Source organism: Roseicitreum antarcticum (genome assembly GCF_014681765.1).
In the GTDB taxonomy this organism is placed as follows: Bacteria; Pseudomonadota; Alphaproteobacteria; order Rhodobacterales; family Rhodobacteraceae; genus Roseicitreum; species Roseicitreum antarcticum.
Genome location: NZ_CP061498.1, coordinates 2,335,216 through 2,358,443, shown reverse-complemented (window position 1 = coordinate 2,358,443; position 23,228 = coordinate 2,335,216). Strand labels below are relative to the sequence as shown.

The 23,228-nt window shown below is 62.9% G+C and carries 26 protein-coding genes; 15 read left to right on the top strand and 11 right to left on the bottom strand.

What is annotated here, in order from left to right; translation table 11 throughout:
• Complete coding sequence (locus H9529_RS11330) at positions 1 to 1,566, top strand: thiamine/thiamine pyrophosphate ABC transporter permease ThiP (RefSeq protein WP_143033439.1); 1,566 nt, start codon at positions 1 to 3, stop codon at positions 1,564 to 1,566.
• On the top strand, positions 1,553 to 2,251 hold the full coding sequence (locus H9529_RS11325) for a thiamine ABC transporter ATP-binding protein (RefSeq protein WP_092884339.1): 699 nt from the start codon (positions 1,553 to 1,555) through the stop codon (positions 2,249 to 2,251). The genes H9529_RS11330 and H9529_RS11325 overlap by 14 nt, the downstream gene beginning before the upstream one ends.
• A gap of 77 nt (positions 2,252 to 2,328) precedes the next feature.
• On the opposite strand, the gene H9529_RS11320 is transcribed toward H9529_RS11325, so the two are convergent.
• From H9529_RS11320 to H9529_RS11300, 5 genes are all read right to left on the bottom strand, one after another.
• The gene (locus H9529_RS11320) at positions 2,329 to 3,117 is read right to left on the bottom strand and encodes a cytochrome c1 (protein ID WP_092885299.1); all 789 of its coding nucleotides are present in this window, start codon (positions 3,115 to 3,117) and stop codon (positions 2,329 to 2,331) included.
• A gap of 20 nt (positions 3,118 to 3,137) precedes the next feature.
• The gene (locus H9529_RS11315; protein WP_092884337.1) at positions 3,138 to 4,490 is read right to left on the bottom strand and encodes a cytochrome b; all 1,353 of its coding nucleotides are present in this window, start codon (positions 4,488 to 4,490) and stop codon (positions 3,138 to 3,140) included.
• Positions 4,491 to 4,506: 16 nt separating this feature from the next.
• On the bottom strand, positions 4,507 to 5,061 hold the full coding sequence (gene petA, locus H9529_RS11310) for a ubiquinol-cytochrome c reductase iron-sulfur subunit (protein WP_092885297.1): 555 nt from the start codon (positions 5,059 to 5,061) through the stop codon (positions 4,507 to 4,509).
• A 253-nt stretch (positions 5,062 to 5,314) separates the two neighbouring features.
• On the bottom strand, positions 5,315 to 5,920 hold the full coding sequence (locus H9529_RS11305) for a glutathione S-transferase (RefSeq protein WP_092885295.1): 606 nt from the start codon (positions 5,918 to 5,920) through the stop codon (positions 5,315 to 5,317).
• Between the two features lie 5 nt (positions 5,921 to 5,925).
• Positions 5,926 to 6,210, bottom strand: a complete 285-nt coding sequence (locus tag H9529_RS11300) for a hypothetical protein (protein ID WP_092884335.1) — start codon at positions 6,208 to 6,210, stop codon at positions 5,926 to 5,928.
• Positions 6,211 to 6,404: 194 nt separating this feature from the next.
• Here H9529_RS11300 and mtgA point away from each other — a divergent pair, with 194 nt between their 5' ends.
• The 3 genes from mtgA (at position 6,405) to queG (ending at position 8,922) form a co-directional block, all read left to right on the top strand.
• Positions 6,405 to 7,145 (top strand): monofunctional biosynthetic peptidoglycan transglycosylase, encoded by a 741-nt coding sequence (mtgA, locus tag H9529_RS11295; RefSeq protein ID WP_092884333.1) that lies wholly within the window; start codon positions 6,405 to 6,407, stop codon positions 7,143 to 7,145.
• 61 nt (positions 7,146 to 7,206) lie between these two features.
• A complete protein-coding gene (gene fzlA / locus H9529_RS11290) occupies positions 7,207 to 7,872 on the top strand; it encodes an FtsZ-binding protein FzlA (RefSeq protein WP_092884331.1) in 666 nt (221 codons plus the stop codon).
• A 3-nt stretch (positions 7,873 to 7,875) separates the two neighbouring features.
• Positions 7,876 to 8,922: a tRNA epoxyqueuosine(34) reductase QueG gene (queG, locus tag H9529_RS11285; RefSeq protein ID WP_092884329.1), complete on the top strand. Its 1,047-nt coding sequence runs from the start codon at positions 7,876 to 7,878 to the stop codon at positions 8,920 to 8,922.
• 208 nt (positions 8,923 to 9,130) lie between these two features.
• On the opposite strand, the gene H9529_RS11280 is transcribed toward queG, so the two are convergent.
• The 3 genes from H9529_RS11280 to clpS are packed head-to-tail and all read right to left on the bottom strand — an operon-like array spanning position 9,131 to position 11,346.
• Positions 9,131 to 9,940: an SDR family NAD(P)-dependent oxidoreductase gene (locus tag H9529_RS11280; RefSeq protein ID WP_092884327.1), complete on the bottom strand. Its 810-nt coding sequence runs from the start codon at positions 9,938 to 9,940 to the stop codon at positions 9,131 to 9,133.
• On the bottom strand, positions 9,937 to 11,004 hold the full coding sequence (locus tag H9529_RS11275) for a class I SAM-dependent methyltransferase (protein WP_092884325.1): 1,068 nt from the start codon (positions 11,002 to 11,004) through the stop codon (positions 9,937 to 9,939). Before H9529_RS11275 ends, H9529_RS11280 begins: the two co-directional genes overlap by 4 nt.
• Before the next feature lie 18 nt (positions 11,005 to 11,022).
• On the bottom strand, positions 11,023 to 11,346 hold the full coding sequence (gene clpS / locus H9529_RS11270; RefSeq protein WP_092884323.1) for an ATP-dependent Clp protease adapter ClpS: 324 nt from the start codon (positions 11,344 to 11,346) through the stop codon (positions 11,023 to 11,025).
• 151 nt (positions 11,347 to 11,497) lie between these two features.
• Between clpS and H9529_RS11265 the strand changes: the two genes are divergently transcribed.
• Together H9529_RS11265 and H9529_RS11260 are read left to right on the top strand one after the other, a co-directional pair.
• The gene (locus H9529_RS11265; RefSeq protein ID WP_092884322.1) at positions 11,498 to 12,205 is read left to right on the top strand and encodes an HAD family hydrolase; all 708 of its coding nucleotides are present in this window, start codon (positions 11,498 to 11,500) and stop codon (positions 12,203 to 12,205) included.
• 154 nt (positions 12,206 to 12,359) lie between these two features.
• Positions 12,360 to 14,183, top strand: a complete 1,824-nt coding sequence (locus tag H9529_RS11260) for a D-alanyl-D-alanine carboxypeptidase family protein (protein ID WP_092884320.1) — start codon at positions 12,360 to 12,362, stop codon at positions 14,181 to 14,183.
• Positions 14,184 to 14,402: 219 nt separating this feature from the next.
• Here H9529_RS11260 and H9529_RS11255 read toward each other — a convergent pair whose 3' ends face one another.
• On the bottom strand, positions 14,403 to 14,756 hold the full coding sequence (locus tag H9529_RS11255) for an ArsR/SmtB family transcription factor (protein ID WP_092885293.1): 354 nt from the start codon (positions 14,754 to 14,756) through the stop codon (positions 14,403 to 14,405).
• Positions 14,757 to 14,970: 214 nt separating this feature from the next.
• Here H9529_RS11255 and H9529_RS11250 point away from each other — a divergent pair, with 214 nt between their 5' ends.
• From H9529_RS11250 to H9529_RS11230, 5 genes are all read left to right on the top strand, one after another.
• Complete coding sequence (locus H9529_RS11250) at positions 14,971 to 15,318, top strand: AtpZ/AtpI family protein (RefSeq protein WP_092884318.1); 348 nt, start codon at positions 14,971 to 14,973, stop codon at positions 15,316 to 15,318.
• Positions 15,296 to 16,057 (top strand): F0F1 ATP synthase subunit A, encoded by a 762-nt coding sequence (locus tag H9529_RS11245; protein WP_397544872.1) that lies wholly within the window; start codon positions 15,296 to 15,298, stop codon positions 16,055 to 16,057. Before H9529_RS11250 ends, H9529_RS11245 begins: the two co-directional genes overlap by 23 nt.
• A gap of 52 nt (positions 16,058 to 16,109) precedes the next feature.
• Positions 16,110 to 16,346: a F0F1 ATP synthase subunit C gene (locus tag H9529_RS11240; RefSeq protein ID WP_092884316.1), complete on the top strand. Its 237-nt coding sequence runs from the start codon at positions 16,110 to 16,112 to the stop codon at positions 16,344 to 16,346.
• 84 nt (positions 16,347 to 16,430) lie between these two features.
• Positions 16,431 to 16,955, top strand: coding sequence for a F0F1 ATP synthase subunit B' (locus H9529_RS11235; RefSeq protein ID WP_092884314.1), 525 nt, complete (start codon positions 16,431 to 16,433; stop codon positions 16,953 to 16,955).
• Positions 16,952 to 17,524 (top strand): F0F1 ATP synthase subunit B family protein, encoded by a 573-nt coding sequence (locus H9529_RS11230; protein WP_092884312.1) that lies wholly within the window; start codon positions 16,952 to 16,954, stop codon positions 17,522 to 17,524. The genes H9529_RS11235 and H9529_RS11230 overlap by 4 nt, the downstream gene beginning before the upstream one ends.
• 237 nt (positions 17,525 to 17,761) lie before the next feature.
• Here the strand turns inward: H9529_RS11230 and H9529_RS11225 are convergent, their stop codons facing one another.
• A complete protein-coding gene (locus tag H9529_RS11225) occupies positions 17,762 to 18,220 on the bottom strand; it encodes a GatB/YqeY domain-containing protein (RefSeq protein WP_092884310.1) in 459 nt (152 codons plus the stop codon).
• Positions 18,221 to 18,399: 179 nt separating this feature from the next.
• Here H9529_RS11225 and carA point away from each other — a divergent pair, with 179 nt between their 5' ends.
• Together carA and H9529_RS11215 are read left to right on the top strand one after the other, a co-directional pair.
• A complete protein-coding gene (gene carA, locus H9529_RS11220; RefSeq protein WP_092884308.1) occupies positions 18,400 to 19,563 on the top strand; it encodes a glutamine-hydrolyzing carbamoyl-phosphate synthase small subunit in 1,164 nt (387 codons plus the stop codon).
• A gap of 152 nt (positions 19,564 to 19,715) precedes the next feature.
• Positions 19,716 to 21,656, top strand: a complete 1,941-nt coding sequence (locus tag H9529_RS11215; protein ID WP_223814144.1) for a glycosyltransferase family 2 protein — start codon at positions 19,716 to 19,718, stop codon at positions 21,654 to 21,656.
• 17 nt (positions 21,657 to 21,673) lie between these two features.
• Here H9529_RS11215 and H9529_RS11210 read toward each other — a convergent pair whose 3' ends face one another.
• Positions 21,674 to 22,330 carry a GntR family transcriptional regulator gene (locus H9529_RS11210; RefSeq protein ID WP_092884306.1) on the bottom strand — a complete coding sequence of 219 codons (657 nt, stop codon included), beginning with the start codon at positions 22,328 to 22,330 and terminating at the stop codon, positions 21,674 to 21,676.
• 166 nt (positions 22,331 to 22,496) lie between these two features.
• Between H9529_RS11210 and H9529_RS11205 the strand changes: the two genes are divergently transcribed.
• Positions 22,497 to 23,144, top strand: coding sequence for a pyrimidine 5'-nucleotidase (locus tag H9529_RS11205; protein ID WP_092884304.1), 648 nt, complete (start codon positions 22,497 to 22,499; stop codon positions 23,142 to 23,144).
• Positions 23,145 to 23,228: the final 84 nt, after the last annotated feature.

Below are 23,228 nucleotides of genomic sequence, written 5' to 3'. Positions count from 1 at the left end.
ATGATGCTTCGCCGCCCCGTGATTCGCTGCCTGTTGGGCCTTCCTGTGGCGCTGGTGGCGGCGGTCTTGGTGGCGCTGTCGCTGGGATCGCTTGCCGCCGTTGCCTGGCGGGCCGAGGGTTGGTCGGGCTTGCGCCCCTCTGACTGGGGGGCCGTGCGCTTCACCTTGCTGCAATCCGCGCTGTCTGCGGGGCTTTCGGTCGCGCTGGCCGTGCCCGTGGCGCGCGCGCTGGCGCGACGGCAGTTCTTGGGGCGCGGCCTGCTGATTACCGTGATGGGGGCTCCTTTCATCCTGCCGACGCTGGTGGCGGTGCTGGGGCTGCTGGCTGTTTTCGGTCAAAGTGGGCTGGTGAGTGACGCACTTGCGCTGTTTGGCCTGCCGCCGGTGCAGATTTATGGGCTGCACGGTGTGGTGTTGGCGCATGTGTTCTTCAACCTGCCGCTGGCGGTTCGTCTGATTCTGCACGGCTGGCAGGGCATCCCCGCCGAGCGTTTCCGCCTTGCCGCATCATTGGGCTTTACCCCGCGCGACACCTTCCGCCAGATCGAGGCGCCGATGCTGCGTGGCGTGTTGCCTGGCGCAGCGCTGGTTATCTTCCTGATCTGCCTGACCAGTTTCGCGGTGGCGTTGACGCTGGGCGGTGGGCCCGCCGCGACGACGGTGGAGTTGGCGATCTATCAGGCGTTCCGGTTTGATTTCGACCTGTCGAAGGCCGCGCTGCTGGGGCTGATCCAGTTCGGGCTTTGTGCCGGTGCTGCCGTGATCTCGCTGCGTGTGACACTGGCGCCGACAGCGCTGGGTGGGATGGACAGAGCTTTAATGCGTTGGGACTTACCTGCCCCTGGCTGGGACGCAGCAGTGGTCACGCTGGCGGCGGCGTTTCTGTTGGTTCCGCTTGCTGTGATCATGGCCAGCGGGCTGGGCGCGGTGCCGGGTTTGCCTGTGGCGGTGTGGCAGGCGGCGGCGCGGTCGGTCGCGGTGGCCCTGGGCGCGACCGCGCTGACGCTGTGCTTCGCGCTGCTGCTGGCTCTGGCCATCGTGAGGGTAAAGCAGCCGGTTTCGGCTGGGTTAGAGACGATCGGCATGCTGTCGCTGGCGGCCTCACCACTGGTCATGGGGACAGGCCTTTTCATCTTGCTATTCCCACTGGTGGAGCCTGCCCGGATTGCCCTTGCGGTGACGATGCTGGTCAATGCCGCCATGGCGCTGCCTTTCGTACTGCGGGCCATCCTGCCGCCGCTGCGCGAGGTTGAGGCCACGCATGGCCGACTGTCTGACAGTCTGGGCCTCACCGGCTGGGCAAGGTTTCGCATTGTGACCCTGCCGCGCTTGCGTCGTCCGCTGGGTTTTGCTGCGGGGCTGACGGCGGCGCTGTCGATGGGCGATCTGGGGGTCATCGTGCTGTTTGCCGAACCAGACGGCGCGACCCTGCCGCTGATGCTGTACCGATTGATGGGTGCCTACCGGCTGGACAATGCAGCGGGTGCCGCAGTGCTGCTGCTGGGCGCCAGCCTGTTGATGTTCTGGGTGTTTGACCGATGGGGGCGTGGGCATGCTGCGGTTTGACGGGGTTGTGATCGCCCAAGGCAGCTTTCAGCTGACCGCCGATTTCATGGCAGAGCCAGGGGCGCGCGTCGCAATCATGGGGCCATCGGGCGCGGGAAAATCAACGCTGCTCAATGCGCTGGCGGGGTTTTTGCCCCTCTCAGAAGGCACGATCAGTTGGCAGGGTGTGCGGCTGGATGGTGATACCCCGGCCGCGCGCCCGCTGAGCATTCTATTTCAGGACAACAACCTGTTTCCACATCTGAACGTGGACCAGAACATCGCACTGGGGCTGCGTCCTTCGCTCCGATTGGGCGCCGAGGACCGGCGCGCGGTGGCTGAGGTGCTGGCTGCGGTCGGGATGGAGGGTATGGGCGCACGCCGGCCTGCACAGCTGTCAGGCGGGCAGCAAACCCGGGTCGCACTGGCTCGGGTGTTGCTGCGGGCGCGCCCGTTGCTACTGCTTGACGAGCCTTTCGCCGCCCTCGGTCCCGCGCTGAAGGCCGAGATGTTGGCGCTGGTCGCACGGATCACCGAACAGACCGGCGCGGCACTGCTTATGGTCACCCATGATCCGTCGGATGTGCAGGCGATTGCCGATCAGGTCATCGTCGTTACGGATGGCGCGGCCCATAGGCCGCAACCTATGACCGAAACACTGGCCAATCCGCCTGAGGCCCTACGCGCCTATCTGGGGATCAAATGAGAAACGCGCCCCCCGGGAGGGGCGCGTTTTACGTTGGTTTAACCAAAAACCGGAAAAGTCGACCCGGTGGCGCAGCGTCAGGATTCTTTGGCGCGACGCTTGATCGGCGCCCAAAGCTGCTTGTTGGCCAGGTACAGCAATACCGTCAGCACTGACAGGAACAGCACGCCAATGAATCCAGCACGCTTGCGTTCCACCAGTTTCGGCTCTGCCGTCCACATCAGAAAGGCCGCCACGTCTTTTGCGACCTGTTCTTCGGTGGCGGGGGTGCCGTCGGCAAATTCCACCATATCGTCGAACAGGACGGGTGCCATGGAAACCCAGCCGCCAAAAGCTTCGTTCTCATAGAACAGGGTGCCCGCTTGCACATCCTCTTCGCCGGTGAAGCCGGTGAGGAAAGATGCGATGTATTCCGGGCCGCCGATGCCGTTGATCAGCTGGTTGATGCCCAGGCCGTAGGGCCCCGAAAAGCCGACACGGGCCTTGGCCATCAGGCTGAGATCAGGCGCGCCGGTGAATTGCGACCCGGGATAATGGTCCGGGCTGGCGGCGGTGCGGTAATCCATGATCGCTGGATCCCAGATTTCGAACTGCTCGGCATAGGCGCGCATCTGGTCTTCGGGCAGTTCTGGTCCGTTGGGGTCGGCCAGGGTGCGGAATGCGACATGCTCCAGCCCGTGACATGCGGCACAGACCTCGGTGAACACCTGCAACCCGCGTTGCAGTTGGTTGCGGTCGTAGGTTCCAAACGGCCCCTCGAACGAGAAGTCGTAATCGGTGACGTGCCCGCCCGACCCGGCGGCCAGCGCCGGAGAGGATGCGATTGTCAGCGCAGCAAGTGCGGATATTGCGATTTTCTTGAACATCATATCACTTCTTTCCTTGCTCACTCAGCCGGGACCGGCTCAGGCGACGGACCATTGCTGCCGCCAGACTTTTTCTTCACCGATGCGTTGAAATCTTCCTCAATCGTCGCGGGTGGGGTCAGCGGTTTCTCGATGATGCCCAGCAGCGGCAGGATGATGAGGAAATAGGCGAACCAATAGGCCGTGGCGATCAGCGAGATCGAGGCATAGGGTTCCTCCGCAGGCATGGCGCCTGCCCACATCAGCACGAAGAAGTCGATTGCCAGCAGCCAGAAGAAAGGCTTGAACATCGGGCGGTAGCGGCCCGACCGAACCGACGAAGTGTCCAGCCAGGGCGTCAACGCCATCACCGCGATTGCGGAGAACATGGCCAACACCCCGAAGAACTTCGCGTCGACAATGCCGAATGTCAGCCATTCAACCGCGATCACCACCCACACATCGGAGGTAAAGGCGCGCAGGATCGCGTAGAACGGCAGGAAGTACCATTCAGGCACGATGTGCGACGGCGTAACCAGGGGGTTTGCCTCGATATAGTTGTCCGGGTGACCCAGGAAGTTGGGCATGAACGTCACGAAAACCCAGAACACCACCAGAATCAGCGCCAAGGCGAACAGGTCCTTGATGACGAAATAGGGCCAGAATGGCAGGGTGTCTTTCTCGGCTTCTTCCTTCGACGTCCGGCGCACCTCAACCCCTGTGGGGTTATTGTTGCCGGTGGTGTGGAATGCCCAGACGTGCACGATCGTCAAGCCCAGGATAACGAAGGGCATCAGGTAATGCAGGCTGAAGAACCGCGTCAGCGTCGCATTGCCGACCGCAGGCCCGCCCAGAAGCCACGTTTGGAGGGGTTCACCGATGCCCGGAATTGCGCCGAACAGGCCGGTGATTACGGTAGCACCCCAGAACGACATCTGGCCCCAGGGCAGCACATAGCCCATGAAGGCAGTGGCCATCATCAGAAGGTAGATCAGCATGCCGATGATCCACGTCACCTCACGCGGGGTTTTGTACGACCCATAGTAGAGGCCGCGGAAGATATGCGCATACACGGCGGCAAAGAAGAACATCGCGCCGTTCTGGTGCAGGTAGCGCAACATGTGCCCACCGTTCACGTTACGCATGATGTGTTCGACGCTGGCGAAGGCCAGGTCGGCTTGCGGCGTGTAGTGCATCACCAGCACAATGCCGGTCACGATCTGAAGGACCAGACAGGTCATCAGAACGATACCGAAGATCCACATCCAGTTCAGGTTCTTGGGTGTGGGGAGGGAAATGGTGTCATAGATCAGGCCGACAACGGGAAGGCGGCGATGTAGCCACTTTTCGCCACTGGTTTTCGGCTCATAATGGTCGTGCGGAATTCCGGACATACGGTCTATCTCCCTGTCAGCCGAGCTGGATGGTGGTGTCGTCAACAAAGCTGGCGACCGGAATGTGCATGTTTTCCGGTGCCGGGCCGCGACGGATACGGCCAGCCGTGTCATAGTGCGACCCGTGGCAGGGGCAGAACCAGCCGGCGAAATCCCCGGCCTCGCCCAGCGGCACGCAGCCCAGGTGGGTGCAAACCCCGGTCATCACCAGCCATTCCCCGCTATCGTCAAGCGAGCGGTTTTCGTCGGACGCGACGCCGGGTTTGTTGGGGTTTTGCGAGTCGTTGTCGGGCAGCGTTTGCAGATCGACTTCGCGTGCGGCCTCGATTTCCTCAGGCGTGCGGCGGCGGATGAACACCGGCTTACCCAGGAAGTTGACGGTCAGCTGGCCACCTTCTTCAACGCCGCTGACGTCGACAAAGATCGAGGACAGGGCCTGAACGTCGGCGGAAGGGTTCATCTGATTGACCAATGGCCAGACTGCGGCCCCGACGGTCACAACACCGGCACCTGCCGTTGCATAGTACAGAAAATCCCTGCGAGTGCCTGCGTTGTCGTCTGCGTGGGACACGAGCATTCTCCCTTTCAAGGTCATAGGGTCAAAAATACCGAAACAGCCGCGATCCCGCGCGGCGTCATAGGGCGGTATTTAGCGGTGAATCCGCGGGGCGTCCAGCTTTGAAAGCGGGTAATGGTGTCGCAGTCTGACCGGATTTCCGTGTTTACGCACTGATTTAGATAAAATGCGCTTGCGGGAATCGGTCAAATTGGACCGCCGCAGCGATCACGGCCTTTCGTGGCGCCCGGGCATAGGTGTGGGCGGATCAGGCCGGCATTGTGGCCTGCATCGCCGCGCGCGCAGCGAACCGCGCTTCCCATGCGGCCAGCGCGGGGCGGCCCCTGCGCCAGTCGCGTTCGGCGTGACGGAAATCCAGATAGCCCAGCGTGCAGGCCAGCGCGATGTGCCCGATGCACAAAGGCCCGGCAAGATAGGCGATCCAGCGGCTTTCAAGCGCATCCAGACTGCGTTCCACCTTGGCCCATTGGCCATTGACCCACCCATCGAATCGCTTGTCCTCGGGGCGCGCGCGGGTCTCATAAACCATCAATATGGCGGCATCTGTGATACCGTCGGCCATGGCTTCCAGCGTCAGTGCCTCCCACCCGCGTTGGCCAGTGGGGTACAGCACGCCGGCACCCCGGTCATTTAGAAAGCGACAGATCACGCGGCTGTCGAACAATGTGCAGCCATCGGGGCGTTCCAGCGCAGGGATCTTGCCCAGCGGGTTATGCGACAGCGGCATGGTGCCGGGATCTATTGGCGTACCTGCGGCCGGCGACAGCGTGACATCCGCCAACTGCCCGGTTTCATGCAGCACCACGACGCATTTACGCACAAACGGTGAGGTCGGGCTGTGATACAGCGTCAGCAGGCTCATACCCGTTTCACCCGGAAACGACCCAGCGCGCTGGCGTCGATGTCCAGCCCCGGACCGTCCGCCCCCAGCCGGATGATGCGGCGAAACCGCATGCTGGCGTTCACCTGCCCGCGGTCGGCAGGTTGCCGCACCGTCGCGCCTTCGGGCACTTCGTCCAGCATATCCTCATGGCGCTGGTTGACCGCGCCAGCGGTGATCTGGCGGCTCAGCGCGTATCCGGCCAACGCAACGGCGCCGTATTTCAGCGCCATACCGGCCAGCGGTACAAGGGGCAGGGCCATGGGTTCCTCCGAACTTATCCTTCGCCAAGGTAGCAACTGCGCGGTGAAAGTCCATCACCCGCGCGCGCGGGTGACGAAAAAGTGGGTGCGCCGCGCGGGGGCAGTCAACCCGGGCCGTGTCGCTATTCGTTTCGACCCTTCCGCCATCGCATCGCGCTTGACCCGCGCCCCCGGATCGTGACTTAAACCCGGGCATGTCACCCGCGCGCCGCAAGAAATCTACCCGCCCCGCCCGCCGCCCCGGCCTTCTTGATCGGATGGCGGGGCTGTTGCGCTGGCTGCGTCGTTGGCTGCTGCGTGGCGCGCTGTTGCTGGCCGTGCTGATAACTGCCTGGATCGGGCTCTATTCGGCCGTGAACCCGCCCGGCGGGATCTATATGTGGCAAGAATACCGCCGCCTTGGCGCCGTCAGTCACGAGTGGGTGTCGATGCGCCGGATCGCCCCGGTCATGGCGCGTTCTGCCGTCGCGGCTGAAGACGCGAACTTCTGCACCCATTGGGGCTTCGACATGGCTGCCATCCGCACGGCGATTGACGCGGGCGGGGCGCGCGGGGCATCGACCATCAGCCAGCAGACGGTCAAGAACGTTTTCCTCTGGCACGGCCGCGACTGGACCCGCAAGGCGTTGGAGGCCGCGATCACCCCGGTGATGGAAACCTTCTGGCCCAAACGCCGGGTGCTGGAAGTATACCTTAACATTGCCGAATTCGACACGGGCGTCTTTGGCGTTCAGGCTGCCGCACAGCACTATTTCAACACCGATGCCGCGCAGCTGACCGCAATGCAGGCAGCGCTGCTGGCCGCCGCCCTTCCCGCGCCACAATCGCGCAACCCGGCAGCGCCCGGCGATTTTCTGCGCCGCCGTGCGGCTTCCATCATCGACGGGGCCGCAACAATTCAGGCGGATGGACGGGCGGATTGTTTCAGCGGTTGAATTTCCGCGCTTCAGGCGGCAAGAGGGGGGCCAACCCGTCCCAACAGCAAGCAGTCTGTCCATGGCCCGTCTTTACCACGTTCCGCTTTCGCCGTTCTGCCGCAAGGTCCGTCTGACCCTTGCCGAAAAGAAAATCGAGGTCGAGCTGATCGAGGAACGCTATTGGGAAAACGCCCCCGATTTCCTGCGCCGCAATCCGGCGGGGAAGGTGCCGGTGCTGCGCTATGACGGCAAGACAATGGCGGAATCGCAGGCGATCTGTGAATACCTTGACGAACGCCACCCCACGCCGCCGCTGATGCCCCGTGACCCGGATGCGCGCTACGAGGTGCGGCGGCTCTGCGCATGGTTCGACGACAAGTTCCACCATGAGGTCACGCGCAACCTGGTCTACGAGCGCGTGAACAAGAAGATCATGGGCCAAGGCTACCCGGACAGCAAGAATATCAAGACCGGCGCGACCATGATCAAGTTCCACCTCGACTACATGGTCTGGCTGCTGGAACAGCGGCGCTGGCTGGCGGGCGGCGACATGACGCTGGCTGATTTCACCGCCGCAGCGCATCTGTCTTGCCTTGACTATATCTCGGATGTGGACTGGCGGCGCAGCGCCACGCTGCACGAATGGTACGCCAAGATCAAATCGCGTCCGGCGTTCCGCACGCTGCTGGCCGATCAGGTGCCGGGCTTCCCGCCGCCGCCGCATTACGCCGATCTGGATTTCTGAGCCATGGACCCCGCCGCGCTGAAAACACAGATCGCGGCGCAGGCCCGGCTCGAGGGGTTTGCTTCCATGGGCGTCTGCCGCCCCGATGCCATTCCGCAGGCCCCCGCGCAGCTTAAGGCGTTTGTTGATGCCGGGTACCACGGGCAAATGGGCTGGATGGCGGAACGCATGACATGGCGCAGCGACCCTGCTGCCCTGTGGCCGGATGCGCGCAGCGTCATCATGCTGGCCGAGCCCTACACCCCTGATCACAACCCGCTGGATGCACTGGCGCTGCGCGACCGCGCCGCGATCTCGGTCTATGCGCAGCACCGCGACTATCACGACGTCGCCAAGAAGCGGCTGAAACGGCTGGGCCGTTGGCTGATCGATACCGCCGGGGGTGAGATAAAGGTCTTCGTCGATACCGCCCCGGTGATGGAAAAACCCCTTGCCGCCGCCGCTGGGCTGGGCTGGCAGGGCAAGCACACGAACCTTTTGTCACGCGATCTGGGCAACTGGTTCTTTCTGGGTGCCTTGTTCACCACCCACGCCTTGCCGCCCGATACGCCGGGGGCCGAGGCTTGTGGTTCTTGCACCGCCTGTCTGGACATTTGCCCGACAAATGCCTTCCCCGCGCCCTTTCAACTGGATGCGCGGCGCTGCATTTCCTACCTGACGATCGAGCATCACGGCCCGGTCGATCCCGAATTGCGCGCGCTGATGGGCAACCGGATTTATGGGTGTGACGATTGTCTGGCCATCTGCCCGTGGAACAAATTCGCGGTCGAGGCGTCCGAGGCCAAATACCACGCCCGCCCCGATCTGCAGGCCCCGCCATTGGCTGAACTGGCCTTGCTGGATGATGCGGGGTTTCGCGCGCGGTTCTCAGGCTCGCCCATCAAGCGGATCGGACGCAACCGCTTCGTGCGTAACGTGCTTTATGCCATCGGCAATTCCGCCCGCCCCGATCTTCGCGCCACTGCGCAGGGTCTGTGCAACGACCCTGATGAAACCGTGCGCGACGCCGCCCGCTGGGCGGCGCTGCGGCTTGACGGCGCGGGGGCGTAAGGGAGTGCGGCTGGCCTGACGGCACGCTGAACCGTCCTTCCAACAAGGGTCTTCCGGCCGGTGTCTTCTTGGCCGTTCTTTTCGCGCCCGCAATGGTCGATAGCGCCGCTGATCGAGCGCGATGCCCCGGGTTGGGGCGCGGTTCAATCTTCTGGCTGGAGAAACTGCCCGCCCGCGAACGGTTCACAGTACTTTATGCAGCGTGCTGCTAATGCGCGGGCACCGAAACCGGGTCGATCAACGTGCGGCCGCCATCCACCGTCAGGATCTGCCCGGTCATGAAGCCCGACGCGTCAGAGGCCAGAAACTGCACGCTTTCCGCGATGTCCGACGCCTTGCCGATCCGGGCCATTGGCGTGTGTTCGATGATCGAGGCGCGGTACTCTTCATGCTGGCGGATCTGGTCCTTCAGGCTGGCGCTCATCACCGACCCGAAGGCCACGGCATTGACCCGGATACGGTGCGGGGCCAGCGCCACGGCCAGTGATCGGGTCATCTGATCCACTGCGGCGGTGCTGATCGAATAGGCCATCAGCTCGGGCTGGGTGCGGCGCGCGGCGATGGATGACAGGTTGATGATCGACCCGACGTGGCGGTCTTTCTCACGGCTGTCTTCGGCCTGCGCCATCATGCGCTTCGCCACCGCCTGGCTCAGCCGCAGGCTGGTCAGCAGGTTTTGTTGCAGCAACAGTTCAATGGAATCGTCCTGCGGTTCCAGCGGGTCGGATTGCTGGCATTGGCGCGCCGCGTTCACCAAGATATCCACCCGGTCAAACGCATCAATCGTGGCAGACAACAGGTTGGCGACCGTCAGACGCTCGCGCAGATCACCCGCGAACAGCCGCAGGCAAGGGTTTTCGGCGGTCGAGCTGGAAATCTGCGATTTCAGGCCCTTCTCATCCAGATCGGCGAAGACGACATTCGCGCCCTGATCCAGAAACTGCCGTCCGATGGCCATACCGATACCATGGGCTGCGCCGGTGACGATGGCGGTCTTGCCTGCGATGGAAAAGCTCATCTCTGGCCCTTTCGCGACTGGGTGCGTTGTTTCTCGCGCAGCGGATGGCTGGCGCGGTAGAGTTTGAAGCTGGCGGTGCCGCCGACCTCATCAATGTCGCGGAAGGCGTCTGTCAGCGCCGCCTCATAGGGCAGGTGGCGGTTGGCGACCATCCACAGGCTGCCTTGCGGTTTCAGGATGCGCTTTGCCGTGGCGATGAACTGCACACCCAGCGCGGGTTGCCCCTTGTGTCCGGTGTGAAACGGCGGGTTCATGACCACCATATCAACTGGCGGCGTCAGGGTCAGGGTGGTTGCATCTGCCCAATGGAACTGCGCGCGCGGATCTTGGATATTCTGGCGGGCGCAATCCAGTGCTGCGGCCTCTGCCTCGACCATGTGCAGCGTCTGAATGCCTGCGTGTTGCAACACCCTTGCCGCCAGATAGCCCCAGCCGGCACCCAGATCGGCAACGACAGGGGGCAGCGCGTCGGGCAGGGACTCTGCCAGAAGGCGCGAAGCAGGGTCGATGCCATCGGCGGAAAATAGCCCCGGCAGGGTGACGAAACCGGGCACTTCCGGGTCGTCCAGTCGCAGCGGCTGGGCGTGCCAGCCGCTGAAATCGTCGGCGCTGGTATCAAGGGCATGGGCATCAAACCAGAAGAGTTTGCCATGCGCCTTGGCGATCGCGCCGCCAATGGGCGCGCGGGCACGCACTTCGCGCAGAACCCCTTCGATCCCGTCGGCCTTCTGGCCATCCACGATCACCCAGCCATCTGAATGGGTGGCGGCAGCGGCGATCAGGGCGCGCGCCTCGGCCTTGGCGCGGGGCAGGCAGACCATGATGCCTGCGAACCGGCCCATAAGGTCGGGCGTGACGGTGAACCCGGCGCTGGCAAACGCGTCATGGTCAGGGCGAAAGCCCTGTACCATGTGCAGCCGGTCGCGCGGCAGCGGGTCGAACCATTCGCCAGCGCGGGGACGCAGCACGGCAATATCGCCGGTATCGGGCAGGGTCAGCCCGGCATCGACAGCAAGTTGCAGGCGCGCATGGCGCGCCGCGGTATCAGCATGGGCGTGGGACATGGGCAGGCGACGCGCGCCTTATTCCTTTTCCAGGGTACATTGCAGCGGATGTTGATGCCGTCGGGCAAAATCCATCACCTGAGCAACCTTTGTTTCGGCAACCTCAAAAGAGAAAACGCCGACAACCGCCGCGCCTTTCTTGTGCACAGTCAGCATTATCTCGAACGCCTGCGCGTGGGTCATGCCAAAGAACCGCTCCAACACATGCACCACGAATTCCATCGGCGTGTAGTCGTCGTTCAGCAGCAGCACCTTGTACATCGGCGGGCGCTGGGTTTTGGTCCGCGTCTTGGTGACGATGGAGGTGTCGCCGTCGCGCTGGTCGTCCTTGTCGGACATCATGCGGGTTTGAGGCGTCACGAGGGGCAGCTCCGTGTTGATTGCATCGGCCTCTAGTATAGTGTGTCTTACGGCATAGAAAAGACCCGTCGCCTGCCGCGCGGCGACTGTGTCGGAAAACAATGCCGACAGAGCGGTGAAAGGGGGGCGACGCATGACGACGCGGCTGACCACGATCGGTTTTGATGCCGATGATACGCTTTGGCAGAATGAACGCTTCTTCCGCCTGACCCAGGACCGATTCGCTGAATTGTTGTCGGACTACGCACCGTCCGACCATCTGGCAGAACGGCTGCTGCAGGCCGAGCGGCGTAACATCGGGCACTACGGCTATGGCGTGAAGGGCTTCGTGCTGTCGATGATCGAAACCGCGATCGAGGTGACCGACCAGCGCGTGCCTGCGAAGGTCATCAGTGAATTGCTGGCCGCAGGGCAGGACATGTTGGCCTATCCCATCGAATTGCTGCCCCATGTGCAAGATGCCATCGCCGCGCTGGCCCCGGACTATCGGCTGGTGGTCATCACCAAGGGCGATCTTCTGGACCAGGAACGCAAGCTGGCACAATCGGGGCTGGGCGATCTGTTTCACGCGGTCGAGATCGTCAGCGACAAGACGCCCGAGGTCTACAGCCGCATTTTTGACCGCCACGGTCATGGGGCGGAGCAGGCGCTGATGGTCGGCAACTCGCTGCGCTCAGATGTCATCCCGCCGATCGTCGCGGGGGGCTACGGCGTGCATGTGCCCCAAGGCGACGAATGGGCGATGGAGCACGCCGAGCCGCCGCTGGATCATCCCCGCTTCCGCAGGCTGCCTGACCTGTCGCACCTGCCTGACCTGGTGCGCTGGCTGGATGGCGCCTGATACCGGGCGCCGATGGCGCCTGTCGCGTATCTTGTGTTGCGCAGTCCGAATCGCGCTAAATATACGAAAATCACATTAACTTTTGCCCGAAGACGATTGATAAGAAAGGGGTTTTCGGAACTGCCCGCGCGTGCTACCGTAAGGGACAAATAAGATGCACCCCGGAACCGGGGGCGAGGCAGAGCATGAGAGGCAGGCACAAGTGACAGCGCATTCGCGACCGTCCCTGCGCGCGGTATTGGCCTGCGCGCTATTCATCGGGCTTACGATCTTCACGCTGGGGCGGGCCCATGCCGCGCCCCATGCGTCCATGGTCGTCGACGCACGCTCAGGCGAAATCCTGTATGCGCGCAACCATGACACCCGGCTTCATCCCGCGTCACTGACAAAGATGATGACGCTCTATGTCGTGTTTCAGGCGATTGAGCATGGCGAGATCACGCTGGATACAATGGTGACGATCAGCCGCAACGCCGCCGCAGAACCGCCGTCGAAGCTGGGCCTGCGTTCGGGGCAGCGTATCGCGTTGCGTTATCTGATCCGCGCTGCGGCGGTCCGGTCCGCCAACGATGCCGCCACCGCATTGGGCGAGGCGATTTCGGGGTCCGAGGAAGCCTTCACCACCCGCATGACCCAGACCGCCCGCGCCATGGGGATGTCGAACACAACCTTTCGCAATGCGCACGGCCTGACGACGTCCGGGCACCTGTCCACCGCGCGCGACATGACCACGCTGGGCCGCCAATTGCTGTTCGATTATCCGCAATACTACAACCTGTTCTCGCGCCGGTCTGCCGATGCGGGCATGGCGCAGGTGCCCAATACCAACCGTCGCTTTCTTGATGCTTATCGCGGCGCGGACGGGATCAAGACCGGGTATACCAGCGCTGCCGGGTTCAACATGGTCGGCTCGGCCGAACGTAACGGTGTGCGGATCATCACCACGGTTTTCGGCGGCGCCTCGACCGCCGCGCGCAACGCGCAGGTGGCCGAACTGATGGACATGGGCTTTTCGCGCGCACCGGCGCGGGCCGCAACGCGCCCGCCCGCCACCCCGTCCTACAGCGCGCCTTCGGCAGGGGTTGCGATGGCGCAGGCCGGGTCCGACAATCAGGGTGCCGGGCGCACGATCCGGCTGCAAACCGCCGTTGCCCGCAGCCCGCGTCCGATGGGCAGGCCCACCGCCGAGCCCGCGCCAGAGATGCTGATGGCGCTGCAATCGGGCATTTCTGATGCGTTGTCCGTGGTGGCCGATGCCGCGACGGTTGAGGTCGTGCCCGTTGACACCGAACTTGCCGCCCTCGCCCCAGAGGTGCTGGGCATCGTGCCGGTCGCCCGCCCCGATCTTGAAGCGGCTGAGGTCGCGCAAATTCAAGACGGCGCGCAGGTCCAGGTCGCGGCGGTTGCGGCCGGTGCGGCCGAGCCCACCGCCGTCGCGGAAGCCGCGCCACAGGCGGTGCGGGCAACCCCGGCTGCCGCAGCGGCCGATCTGGACCTTGCGCGCGCCGCCGGGTTCCGCGTCGCCAACCCGGCGGATGTGGCGGCGCTGAACGCGGTACAGGAATCCCCTGCGGCTGCAGCGCCCGACAGTCCCGCGTTGAACGATCAGATCATCCTGACCAGCAGCGCACCTGTGGCATTGTCCGTCGCTCCACCACCACGGCCCGCGTATGTGCAGGCCGTTGCCGCCGCGGATCAGGCGCCGACCGCCACGCAGGTCGTCGCCCGGATGTCGACATCTGATGCACGGCTTTGGGGGGTGCATCTGGGCGGCCATCCAAACCGTCACGAGGCCGAGCGCACGCTGATCCAGACCAGCCTGTCCGAAAGCGCCGCACTGGAAGGCGGCATCCGCCGGATCCAGCAGCGCGCGGGCAAGTTCGATGCCGAATTCGCCGGTCTGACCCAGGATCAGGCAGACTTGGCCTGCCGTCGTATCCAGGCCCGCAACCGGACCTGCATTACCATCGCACCTTAGGTGGTCAGCCCTCAAGCACCGCGTGGGCGCGTTATGTATCGGGCGCTCCTAAGGAACGCGACAGATCAGGGGCCGGCACCGTGGGTGCCTGTGGGATACGCACAGACACCCGGTAAAGTGCCCAGCGTGTGCCTGATGTATGGCGCGGGGCGTCTCTGGTGCGGCCTGTTCAGGGCTCTGCGCGGCAACGCGGCGCAGAGCATTGTGCCACTGGCGGTGTCAGGGCCACTCGCCCTCGGTCTGCGCGTCCGGCGCGGCCAGTTCCACCGCCAGAAACCGCTCGAATGCGTCAAGGTTGACCGACTCGAACTGCCCGAAGGCCTGCATCCAGACCGACGCGTCGCGCAGGCTGTCGGGTTCAAGTTTGCACCACTTCACCCGCCCGCGTTTTTCCTGGCTGATCAGTCCCGCCGCCGCCAATATTCCCAGATGCTTTGAAACTGCGGCCAGCGACATCTGGAACGGCTCTGCCACGTCGGTCACTGCCATGTCGTCCTCCAGCAGCATCGACAGGATCGCGCGGCGGGTTGGATCGGCAAGCGCCATGAATATCTGGTCAAGCGATGACTGCATCCGCGCAGCATTGCCGGAGCGCTGCCAAAGGTCAACCGGATGGTTGAATATGCTGCAGGCCTCACAGGCGCCGCCGCGCTGCCGCAATCTCCTGAACCAAATTTGATAAACCTATATTTATCAATTGGTTGTGCCACACAGCTTCCCGGGTTTCGCGCTTGACTCTGTGGCGTCCTGCTTCTAGCTTCCGCAACAACTTCCGGAAGGGGTCGGCATGGCTACACCTGATGATCTGGAGCGTCTTCGCGCGCTGGACGACAGGATCGCCAAGATAAAATCGGCGCACGAACCGCCGCCCCGGAAAGAGGATCATCACGCGATGGCTCATGTGGCCTGGCGGATGGTACTGGAATTGGTGTCCGGGCTGGCGCTCGGGTTTGGCATAGGCTACGGGCTGGATTACCTGTTGGGAACCCAACCTTTCCTGCTGGTGCTATTTATACTGCTGGGTTTTGTCGCAGGCGTCCGCACCATGTTGCGCACCGCGGCCGAGCTTCAGCGCGGCGAAATCGACAAGGCTGCAAAAGCGGCCACAACGCATGGGGATGACCAACGTGGCTGAAGAAACCGGCGGCTTGACCATCAGACCGATGGACCAGTTTATCGTGCAGCCCTTGTTTGGCGGCGATGTGGTCAATTGGTATACGCCCACTAACGTGACGCTGTGGCTGGCGCTGACCGTTATCGCCATTTCGCTGGTCATGGTGATGGGTAGCAAGGGCCGTGCCATCGTGCCGACCCGCGCCCAGTCGATAGGCGAGGTCATGTATGGCTTCATCTACAAGATGATCGAAGACGTGACCGGTAAGGAAGGTCTGCGGTACTTCCCCTATGTGATGACGCTGTTCACCTTCATCCTGTTTGCCAACTTCCTCGGCCTGCTGCCTTTCGCATTCACCACCACTTCGCACATCGCGGTGACGGCGGTTCTGGCGCTGGCAGTGTTCATCACCGTGACGGTGCTTGGTTTTGTGCTCAACGGTACGGCCTTCCTGAAAATGTTCTGGATCAGCTCGGCCCCCTTGGCGCTGCGCCCGGTGCTGGCCTTGATCGAGCTCATCTCGTATTTCGTGCGCCCACTCAGCCACTCTATTCGTCTGGCAGGCAACATGATGGCCGGGCATGCCGTTGTAAAAGTTTTCGCAGGCTTCGCAGGCGCCATGGGTGCCGCAGCCTTCGCCCCCGTCCTGGCGGTTGTCGCGATCTACGGGCTGGAAGTCCTGGTCGCCGCCATTCAGGCGTATGTGTTTACGATCCTCACCTGCGTCTATCTGAAAGACGCGCTGCATCCGCACCACTAAGGCGCAGCATCAGGTTCCCCTCATCCGCAAATTCCAACCAAGGAGAAGTGTTATGGAAGGCGATATCGCAGAAATGGGCAAGTTCATCGGCGTCGGTCTGACCACGCTGGGCATGGGTGGCGCCGCCATCGGTGTGGGCAACATTGCGGGCAACTTCTTGTCCGGCGCCCTGCGCAACCCCTCGGCCGCTGCCGGTCAAACCGCTACGCTGTTCATCGGCATCGCATTCGCAGAAGCTCTCGGGATCTTCTCGTTCCTGGTCGCCCTGCTGCTGATGTTCGCGGTCTGATCAGGCCTTAGGTGATCCTAACGGCGGGGTTGGTCCGGGTTCTCCCGGGCCACCCCGTGATTTCAGGCCCCTGAGGAGGACGACATGGCAGACACTGCCCAAGACGCGGCTGGCATGCCGCAGCTCGACTTTTCGACATTCTCGAACCAGATCTTCTGGCTCGTGATCGCTTTGGTCGTGCTTTACCTCATTCTGTCGCGCGTGGCGTTGCCGCGCATCGGGTCTGTTTTGGCAGAACGCCGGGGCGCGATCACCAACGACATTGCCGCGGCCGAAGAATTCAAGGCCAAAGCTGCCGAAGCAGAGGCCGCCTATCATCAGGCCCGTGCTGACGCGCGTGCTGATGCTGCCAAGATCGTGGCCGAAGCCAAGGCCGCCATCCAGAAAGATCTGGATATCGCGATGGCCAAGGCCGATGCGAAAATCGCAGCTAAATCGGCCGAGTCGGGGGAGCGGATCAACGAGATACGTGACAACGCCGTCGCCATGGTGACCGAAGTGTCGAAAGACACCACCAAGGAGATCCTGACGGCCTTCGGCGTCAAGGCCGATGCACGGTCGGTCAATGCTGCTGTCACCGCACGGCTGAAAAATGAGGGAATGGCATGAAACATATTCTGACCACCTCCCTTGTCGCAGGCTTTGTCGCAGGCACCCCCGCGTTCGCGGCGGTTGAGGGCAAGCCCTTCTTCTCGCTCTATAATACCGACATCGTGGTGGCGATTGCCTTTGTCATCTTCATCGGTATTCTGGTCTATTACAAAGTTCCGGGCCTGTTGTCGGGCCTGTTGGACAAACGCGCCGACGGCATTCGCGCCGATCTGGATGAAGCCCGCAAACTGCGCGAAGAGGCGCAAGAACTGCGCGCCTCGTTCGAGCGTAAGCATGTAGAAGTGCAGGCCGAGGCTGAGCGTATCGTGGCCAGTGCCAAGGAAGCCGCCGAGGCTGCCGCCGCGCAGGCGCAGGTGGATCTGGCCGACTCGATCAAGCGCCGTATGAAGGCTGCCGAGGATCAGATCGCCTCGGCCGAGGCTGCTGCGATCCGTGACGTGCGCAACGCCGCCGTCAACGTGGCCGTCGCCGCAGCGGGTGACGTGATCCGCAAGAATACCTCGGCGGAAGATGCCGATGCGATGATCGCCGACTCGATCAAGACGGTAGAGGCGCAACTGCACTGATACGCCCTCTTCGGGCGAAGCAGCTGACCACGTACCGACGCAGTCCGCACTTTGTGGAACCGCGAAAAATAGTCAGAGTGTCGTGTGAATGCGACGCACCAAGGGGCGGGCTGCGGCGGGGAAGACCTACGCAGCCCGCCCTTTTTCGTGTCGGCCGCGTGGGTGCTCGCGCATTGTGGCATGAAAAAAGGCCCATGCCGCGAAGCATGGACCCTAACAAACTTGTGATTGATACGTTCAGCCCAAGCGGTCCTTGACCATCGGCCCAACACTGCCGAAATCCATCTGGCCGGAATACTTCGCCTTCAGCCCGGCCATGACCCGCCCCATATCGCGGATCGACGTCGCCCCCAGCGCTGTGATTTCGGCATCCAGCGCGACGGCGATCTCCTTTTCATCCATCTGGCGCGGCAGGAAATCCTCGATCACGCCGATCTCGGCGCGCTCCTTCTCGGCCAGTTCCAGCCGCCCGCCTTCCTCATAGGCGCGGGCGCTATCTTGCCGTTGTTTGACCATACGCGTCAGGATGGTCAGCACATCGCCTTCGGACACGCCGGTATCGTTACCCTCGCCCCGCAGGGCGATGTCACGGTCTTTGATCGCGGCGCTGATGAGCCGAAGGGTCGACAGGCGGGCACTGTCTTTCGCCTTCATCGCCGCAATCAGGTCGGAAGAAATCTTTTGGCGCAGGGACATGGGCATCCTTTGGACTGTTACCGGACAAACTCGGACTCTATACCGCGCGGGGGCTGCGGGCAAGCGCCGATGATTTCGGCTAAATGTCTGAAATACATCAATAAAAACCAAATCCGTATCGCCTTGATTCCCATCCGCGCAGGCGGTAGTGTGCGCCCGTTCTGACCGGAGTCACCACCATGCCATATTCGCCCGCCAAACCGACCGCCTGCCTCGCCCTGGCAGATGGCACGCTTTTCTTCGGCAAGGGGTTTGGCGCCACAGGCGACACCGTGGCCGAGCTGTGTTTCAACACAGCAATGACCGGCTACCAGGAAATCATGACCGATCCCAGCTATGCGGGCCAGATCGTGACCTTCACCTTTCCGCATATCGGCAACACCGGCGTCAATGCTGATGATGATGAGGCGGCGGACCCAGTCGCCGCAGGTATGATTGTGAAATGGGACCCGACAGTGCCGTCAAACTGGCGCTCAACCGAAACGCTGGCTGATTGGATGCAAAAGCGCGGCCGGATCTGCATGGGCGGCGTGGATACCCGGCGGCTGACCCGCGCGATCCGCCGGCAGGGCGCGCCTCACGTCGCGCTGTCGCATCGGCCCGACGGGCAGTTCGACATTGCCGCGCTGGTCGCCAAGGCGCGGGCTTTCCCCGGGCTGGTCGGCCTTGATCTGGCAAAGGATGTGACCTGCGCGCAATCGTACGTCTGGGATCAGCAACGCTGGGCTTGGCCCTCGGGCTACACTCGGCGCGTTGAGCCAGGCTTCAAGGTGGTCGCCATCGACTTTGGGGCAAAGCGCAACATCCTGCGTTGTCTTGCCAGCGCCGGTTGCGATGTGACTGTGCTGCCCGCATCGGCCACTGCCGAGGATGTTCTTGCGCTGCGTCCGGACGGGGTTTTCCTGTCGAACGGCCCGGGTGATCCGGCGGCAACCGGCGCCTATGCCGTGCCGATGATCCAGGGCGTGATGAAGGCCGATATTCCGGTCTTCGGCATCTGCCTTGGCCACCAGATGCTGGCACTCGCGCTCGGTGCGAAGACCATCAAGATGAACCACGGCCACCACGGCGCGAACCATCCCGTCAAGGATGTAGAAACCGGTAAGGTCGAGATTACGTCGATGAACCATGGCTTTACGGTGGACAGTCAGACCTTGCCCGCAGGTGTTCTGGAAACCCATGTCTCGCTGTTCGACGGGTCGAACTGCGGCATCCGCGTCGCAGACCGCCCGATTTTCTCGGTGCAATACCACCCCGAGGCCAGTCCCGGGCCGCAAGACAGCTATTACCTGTTCGAGCGTTTTGCCGCCGCCATGGCGGCGCGTGGCGCGGTACCCGCTTAAATCATTCGTTATTTTGATGAACGCAGCGCCGTAGTTCTCCGCGGCGCTGGTGCGTTTGCGTATCGGGTCACTTTTTCCCAGCCCCCACCCCTATCGTTAACACGCCCTTAACTATTGCTGTGCAGCAGTAGCTGAAGGCGGATAGGGTCGGCATGGGCAGTTCACGCGCAGTTCATCAGGTGGCGCAGGGCGGCACATCGGCGGCACCTGGTGTCCTGCCCAATGCGCCCCGCCACAGGCTGGGCCAGCTATTGCTGGATATGGGCGTGCTTCGGCCCGGCGATCTGTTGCGGGCGCTGGTCTTGCAGTCCCGGCAGGACGCAATGCTGGGCGACGTGCTGCTGGCGCATGGCATGATTACCGATGCGCAACTGACCGAAGCACTGGCACGTCAATTTGACGTGGCCGTGGTGAACCCGCTCGCAGATCTTGCTGACCCGCGGCTGATCGACCGTCTGGGACCGACGCGCTGTCTCGCGATGGGCTGCCTGCCTTGGCGCCGCGCCGGTGCGGTGACGGTCATCGCCTGCACCCGCCCGGATCAATTTGCCTTAAATCGCGATGCGCTTACGGCCGTTTTCGGCCCGGTCGCAATGGTCTTGATTGCCGGGCCGCACCTGCATACTGCGCTGCTGCAGACCCGGCGCAGCGCGCTGCGCCTGCTGGCCGAAAACTGTGTGGCGCCGTCGGAAAGCTGCCGGAACTGGCAGGCCAGCAAGGCCCGCGCCTGGGGTCTAGGGGTGGCGGCGTTGGCGGTAACGACACTGATCTATTCGCCGTTGCTGGTTTTTTCGATCCTCGTCGTGGTGGCGATGGTCACGCTGGTGCTGTCGATGGGGCTGAAGGTTGCCGCACTCGTGGCGCATCTGCGCGCCGCGCGCCACGCAGCACCGCGCAGCATGATGCGCGCTGCGGTCGCGGGTGGCAGCGCCCACTTACCAGTCATCAGCATCATGGTGCCCCTGCACCGGGAGGAAGATGTCATTCCCCGCCTGCTGGCCCGTCTGTCAAAACTCTCATATCCCGTTGAGTTACTGGATGTTCTGTTGGTGGTCGAGGAACGCGATGCGACCACCCATCACGCGCTTGCCGGACAGACATTGCCCCGCTGGGCGCGCATCATCACCGTCCCCCATGCCACGTTGAAAACCAAACCGCGTGCGCTGAACTTCGCCCTGGCCTTTGCCAAAGGGTCGATAATTGGCGTCTATGACGCTGAAGACGCGCCCGAGGCCGATCAACTGTACCTCGTGGCGCGCCGCTTTGCTGCGGCTGATCCGACCCTTGCCTGCCTCCAGGGCATGCTGGACTTCTACAACCCGGCGACGAACTGGCTATCGCGCTGCTTCACCATTGAATATGCGGCATGGTTCCGCGTCATCTTGCCGGGACTGGAGCGGTTGGGCCTCGTGCTGCCCCTCGGTGGTACCACCCTGTTTTTCCGGCGCGACATTCTGGACAAACTCGGTGGCTGGGACGCGCATAACGTGACCGAGGATGCGGATCTTGGCATCCGGCTGGCTCGGCACGGTTATCGCACCGAGTTGCTGGCCTCAACCACGTTCGAGGAAGCAAATTGCCACGTCATTCCCTGGATCAAGCAACGCTCACGCTGGCTGAAGGGCTATGCGATTACCTATGCCGTGCATATGCGCGACCCGAAACGCCTGCTGGCGCAGCTGGGCTGGTGGCGGTTCGGTGGGCTTCAGGTATTGCTGTTGGGGACCTTGGTCCAATTCGTGTTGACCCCGGTGTTGTGGAGCTTCTGGTTGCTTCTCTTCGGGCTGGGCCATCCGTTCGACGGCATTCTGCCGTTCCCCCTTGCCTTCGGCCTCGCGGCGCTTTTTTTGCTGAGCGAGACTGCCAACCTGACGGTCAACCTGGTTGCGCTGCGGCAGCGGCACCACCGCGCCCTGCGGATCTGGGCGCTTAGCCTGCATTTCTATTTCCCGCTGGCCGCGCTGGCCGCCTATAAAGGCCTGTGGGAGCTGATGAGCAGCCCATTTTACTGGGACAAGACCACCCATGGAAAATACGCCGCCGTGACCGAGGGCGCGCCGAGCGATGCCGCCGCGCCCATCGACACTGCCTGACCGCGCAGCGGGCCTGATTACAACGAATACCGGCTTGCCGATGCCGCATCCAGCTTCAGCCGGGTCTCGAACGCCTTGGAAATATGCTCGCGCAGCGTGTCATAGGCCAGATCGCCATCGCCCTTGGCAATCGCCTCGACAATGGTGTGATGTTCCGCCAGCGTCGCTTGCCCGCGCCCCTCGGCGGCCAGCGAGGTCGTGGCCAGCAGCGCCATCGACCGGTGCACCAGATCCAGTTGTTGCACCAGAAACCGGTTGTGCGAAGCTAGGTGGATCTGCTTGTGAAACCGGCGGTTCGCGCGGCTCAGCGCCTGCGGATCGTTGAGTAACTGCCGGTCGTCCTGCACCATGCCGCGCAGCACGCGGATTTCCTCGGCGCTGGCGTGGCGCGCGGCCAGACGCGCGGCCAGCCCTTCCAGTTCGGACCGGACAATATACAATTCCGCCAATTGATTATGATCCAGCGATGCGACGATCAGTGACCGCCCGTCCCGCGTCAGCAAGGATTGGGTTTCCAGCCGTTGCAACGCCTCGCGGACCGGGGTGCGCGACACGCCCAAGCGCTCTGCCAGTTCGGATTCCACCAGCCGGTCGCCGGGCCGGTACACGCCGATGTCGATCGCCTCCAGAATCAGCGAATAGGCGTCAGATTGGGTATTTTTCTGGTCGGGCATCGTCTTCTCCGAAAGTGTCTTGTCAGATAAATCAATTTTGGCGCAAGTTGACAGAGTTTTCCGTCCGGTATCGCGACAATTCAACGTCTGTGGCGAACGGTCGGATGCGTTGGCAAAACGCTGCCCGCCGGTTAGAAGGTCACCAATAGCCACGGGGGATAGGACCATGATCGCACAGCAGTTCAACCATGTCGGGTCCTGGGTGTTCGACCTCGACAACACCCTCTACCCGCCGCATTCCCGGCTGTTCGACCAGATCGACCAGCGGATGACGGCCTATATCATGCAGACACTGGGCGTGGACCGGGCGCAGGCGTCCAAGCTGCGGCTGGAATACTGGCGCGACTATGGCACCACGCTGGCCGGGCTGATGCGGCTGCATGACATAGACCCGGTGCCCTACATGGCGTGGGTGCATGACATTGATTTCACAGCACTTACCCCAGACCCTGCGCTGCGTGCGCGCATCGCAGCGCTGCCGGGGCGGCGGATCGTGTTCACCAACGGCTCGGCCCCCTATGCCATTCGCGTGCTGGAGGGGCGGGGCCTCGCGGGGTTGTTTGACGCTGTGTACGGGGTGGAACACGCGGGCTACCTGCCAAAGCCGGAGCGCGCAGCATTCGAGGCGATCTTTGCCGCTGACCAGCTCGACAGCACCCGCGCCGCGATGTTCGAGGATGACCCCCGCAACCTGAGCGCGCCGCATGCGATGGGGATGCGCACGGTGCATGTCGCCCCTGCGCCCAGCCCTGCGCCGCATATCGAATACCATACCAACGACTTGACGGATTTTTTATCTCGATTGACTGCGTGATTCCGCCGCAGCGCGGCAAAATGTGCAATGGTGCGGCGCGATTGTGCAAATATATATTCAGCATACAACTTTTGGGGTGTGCTG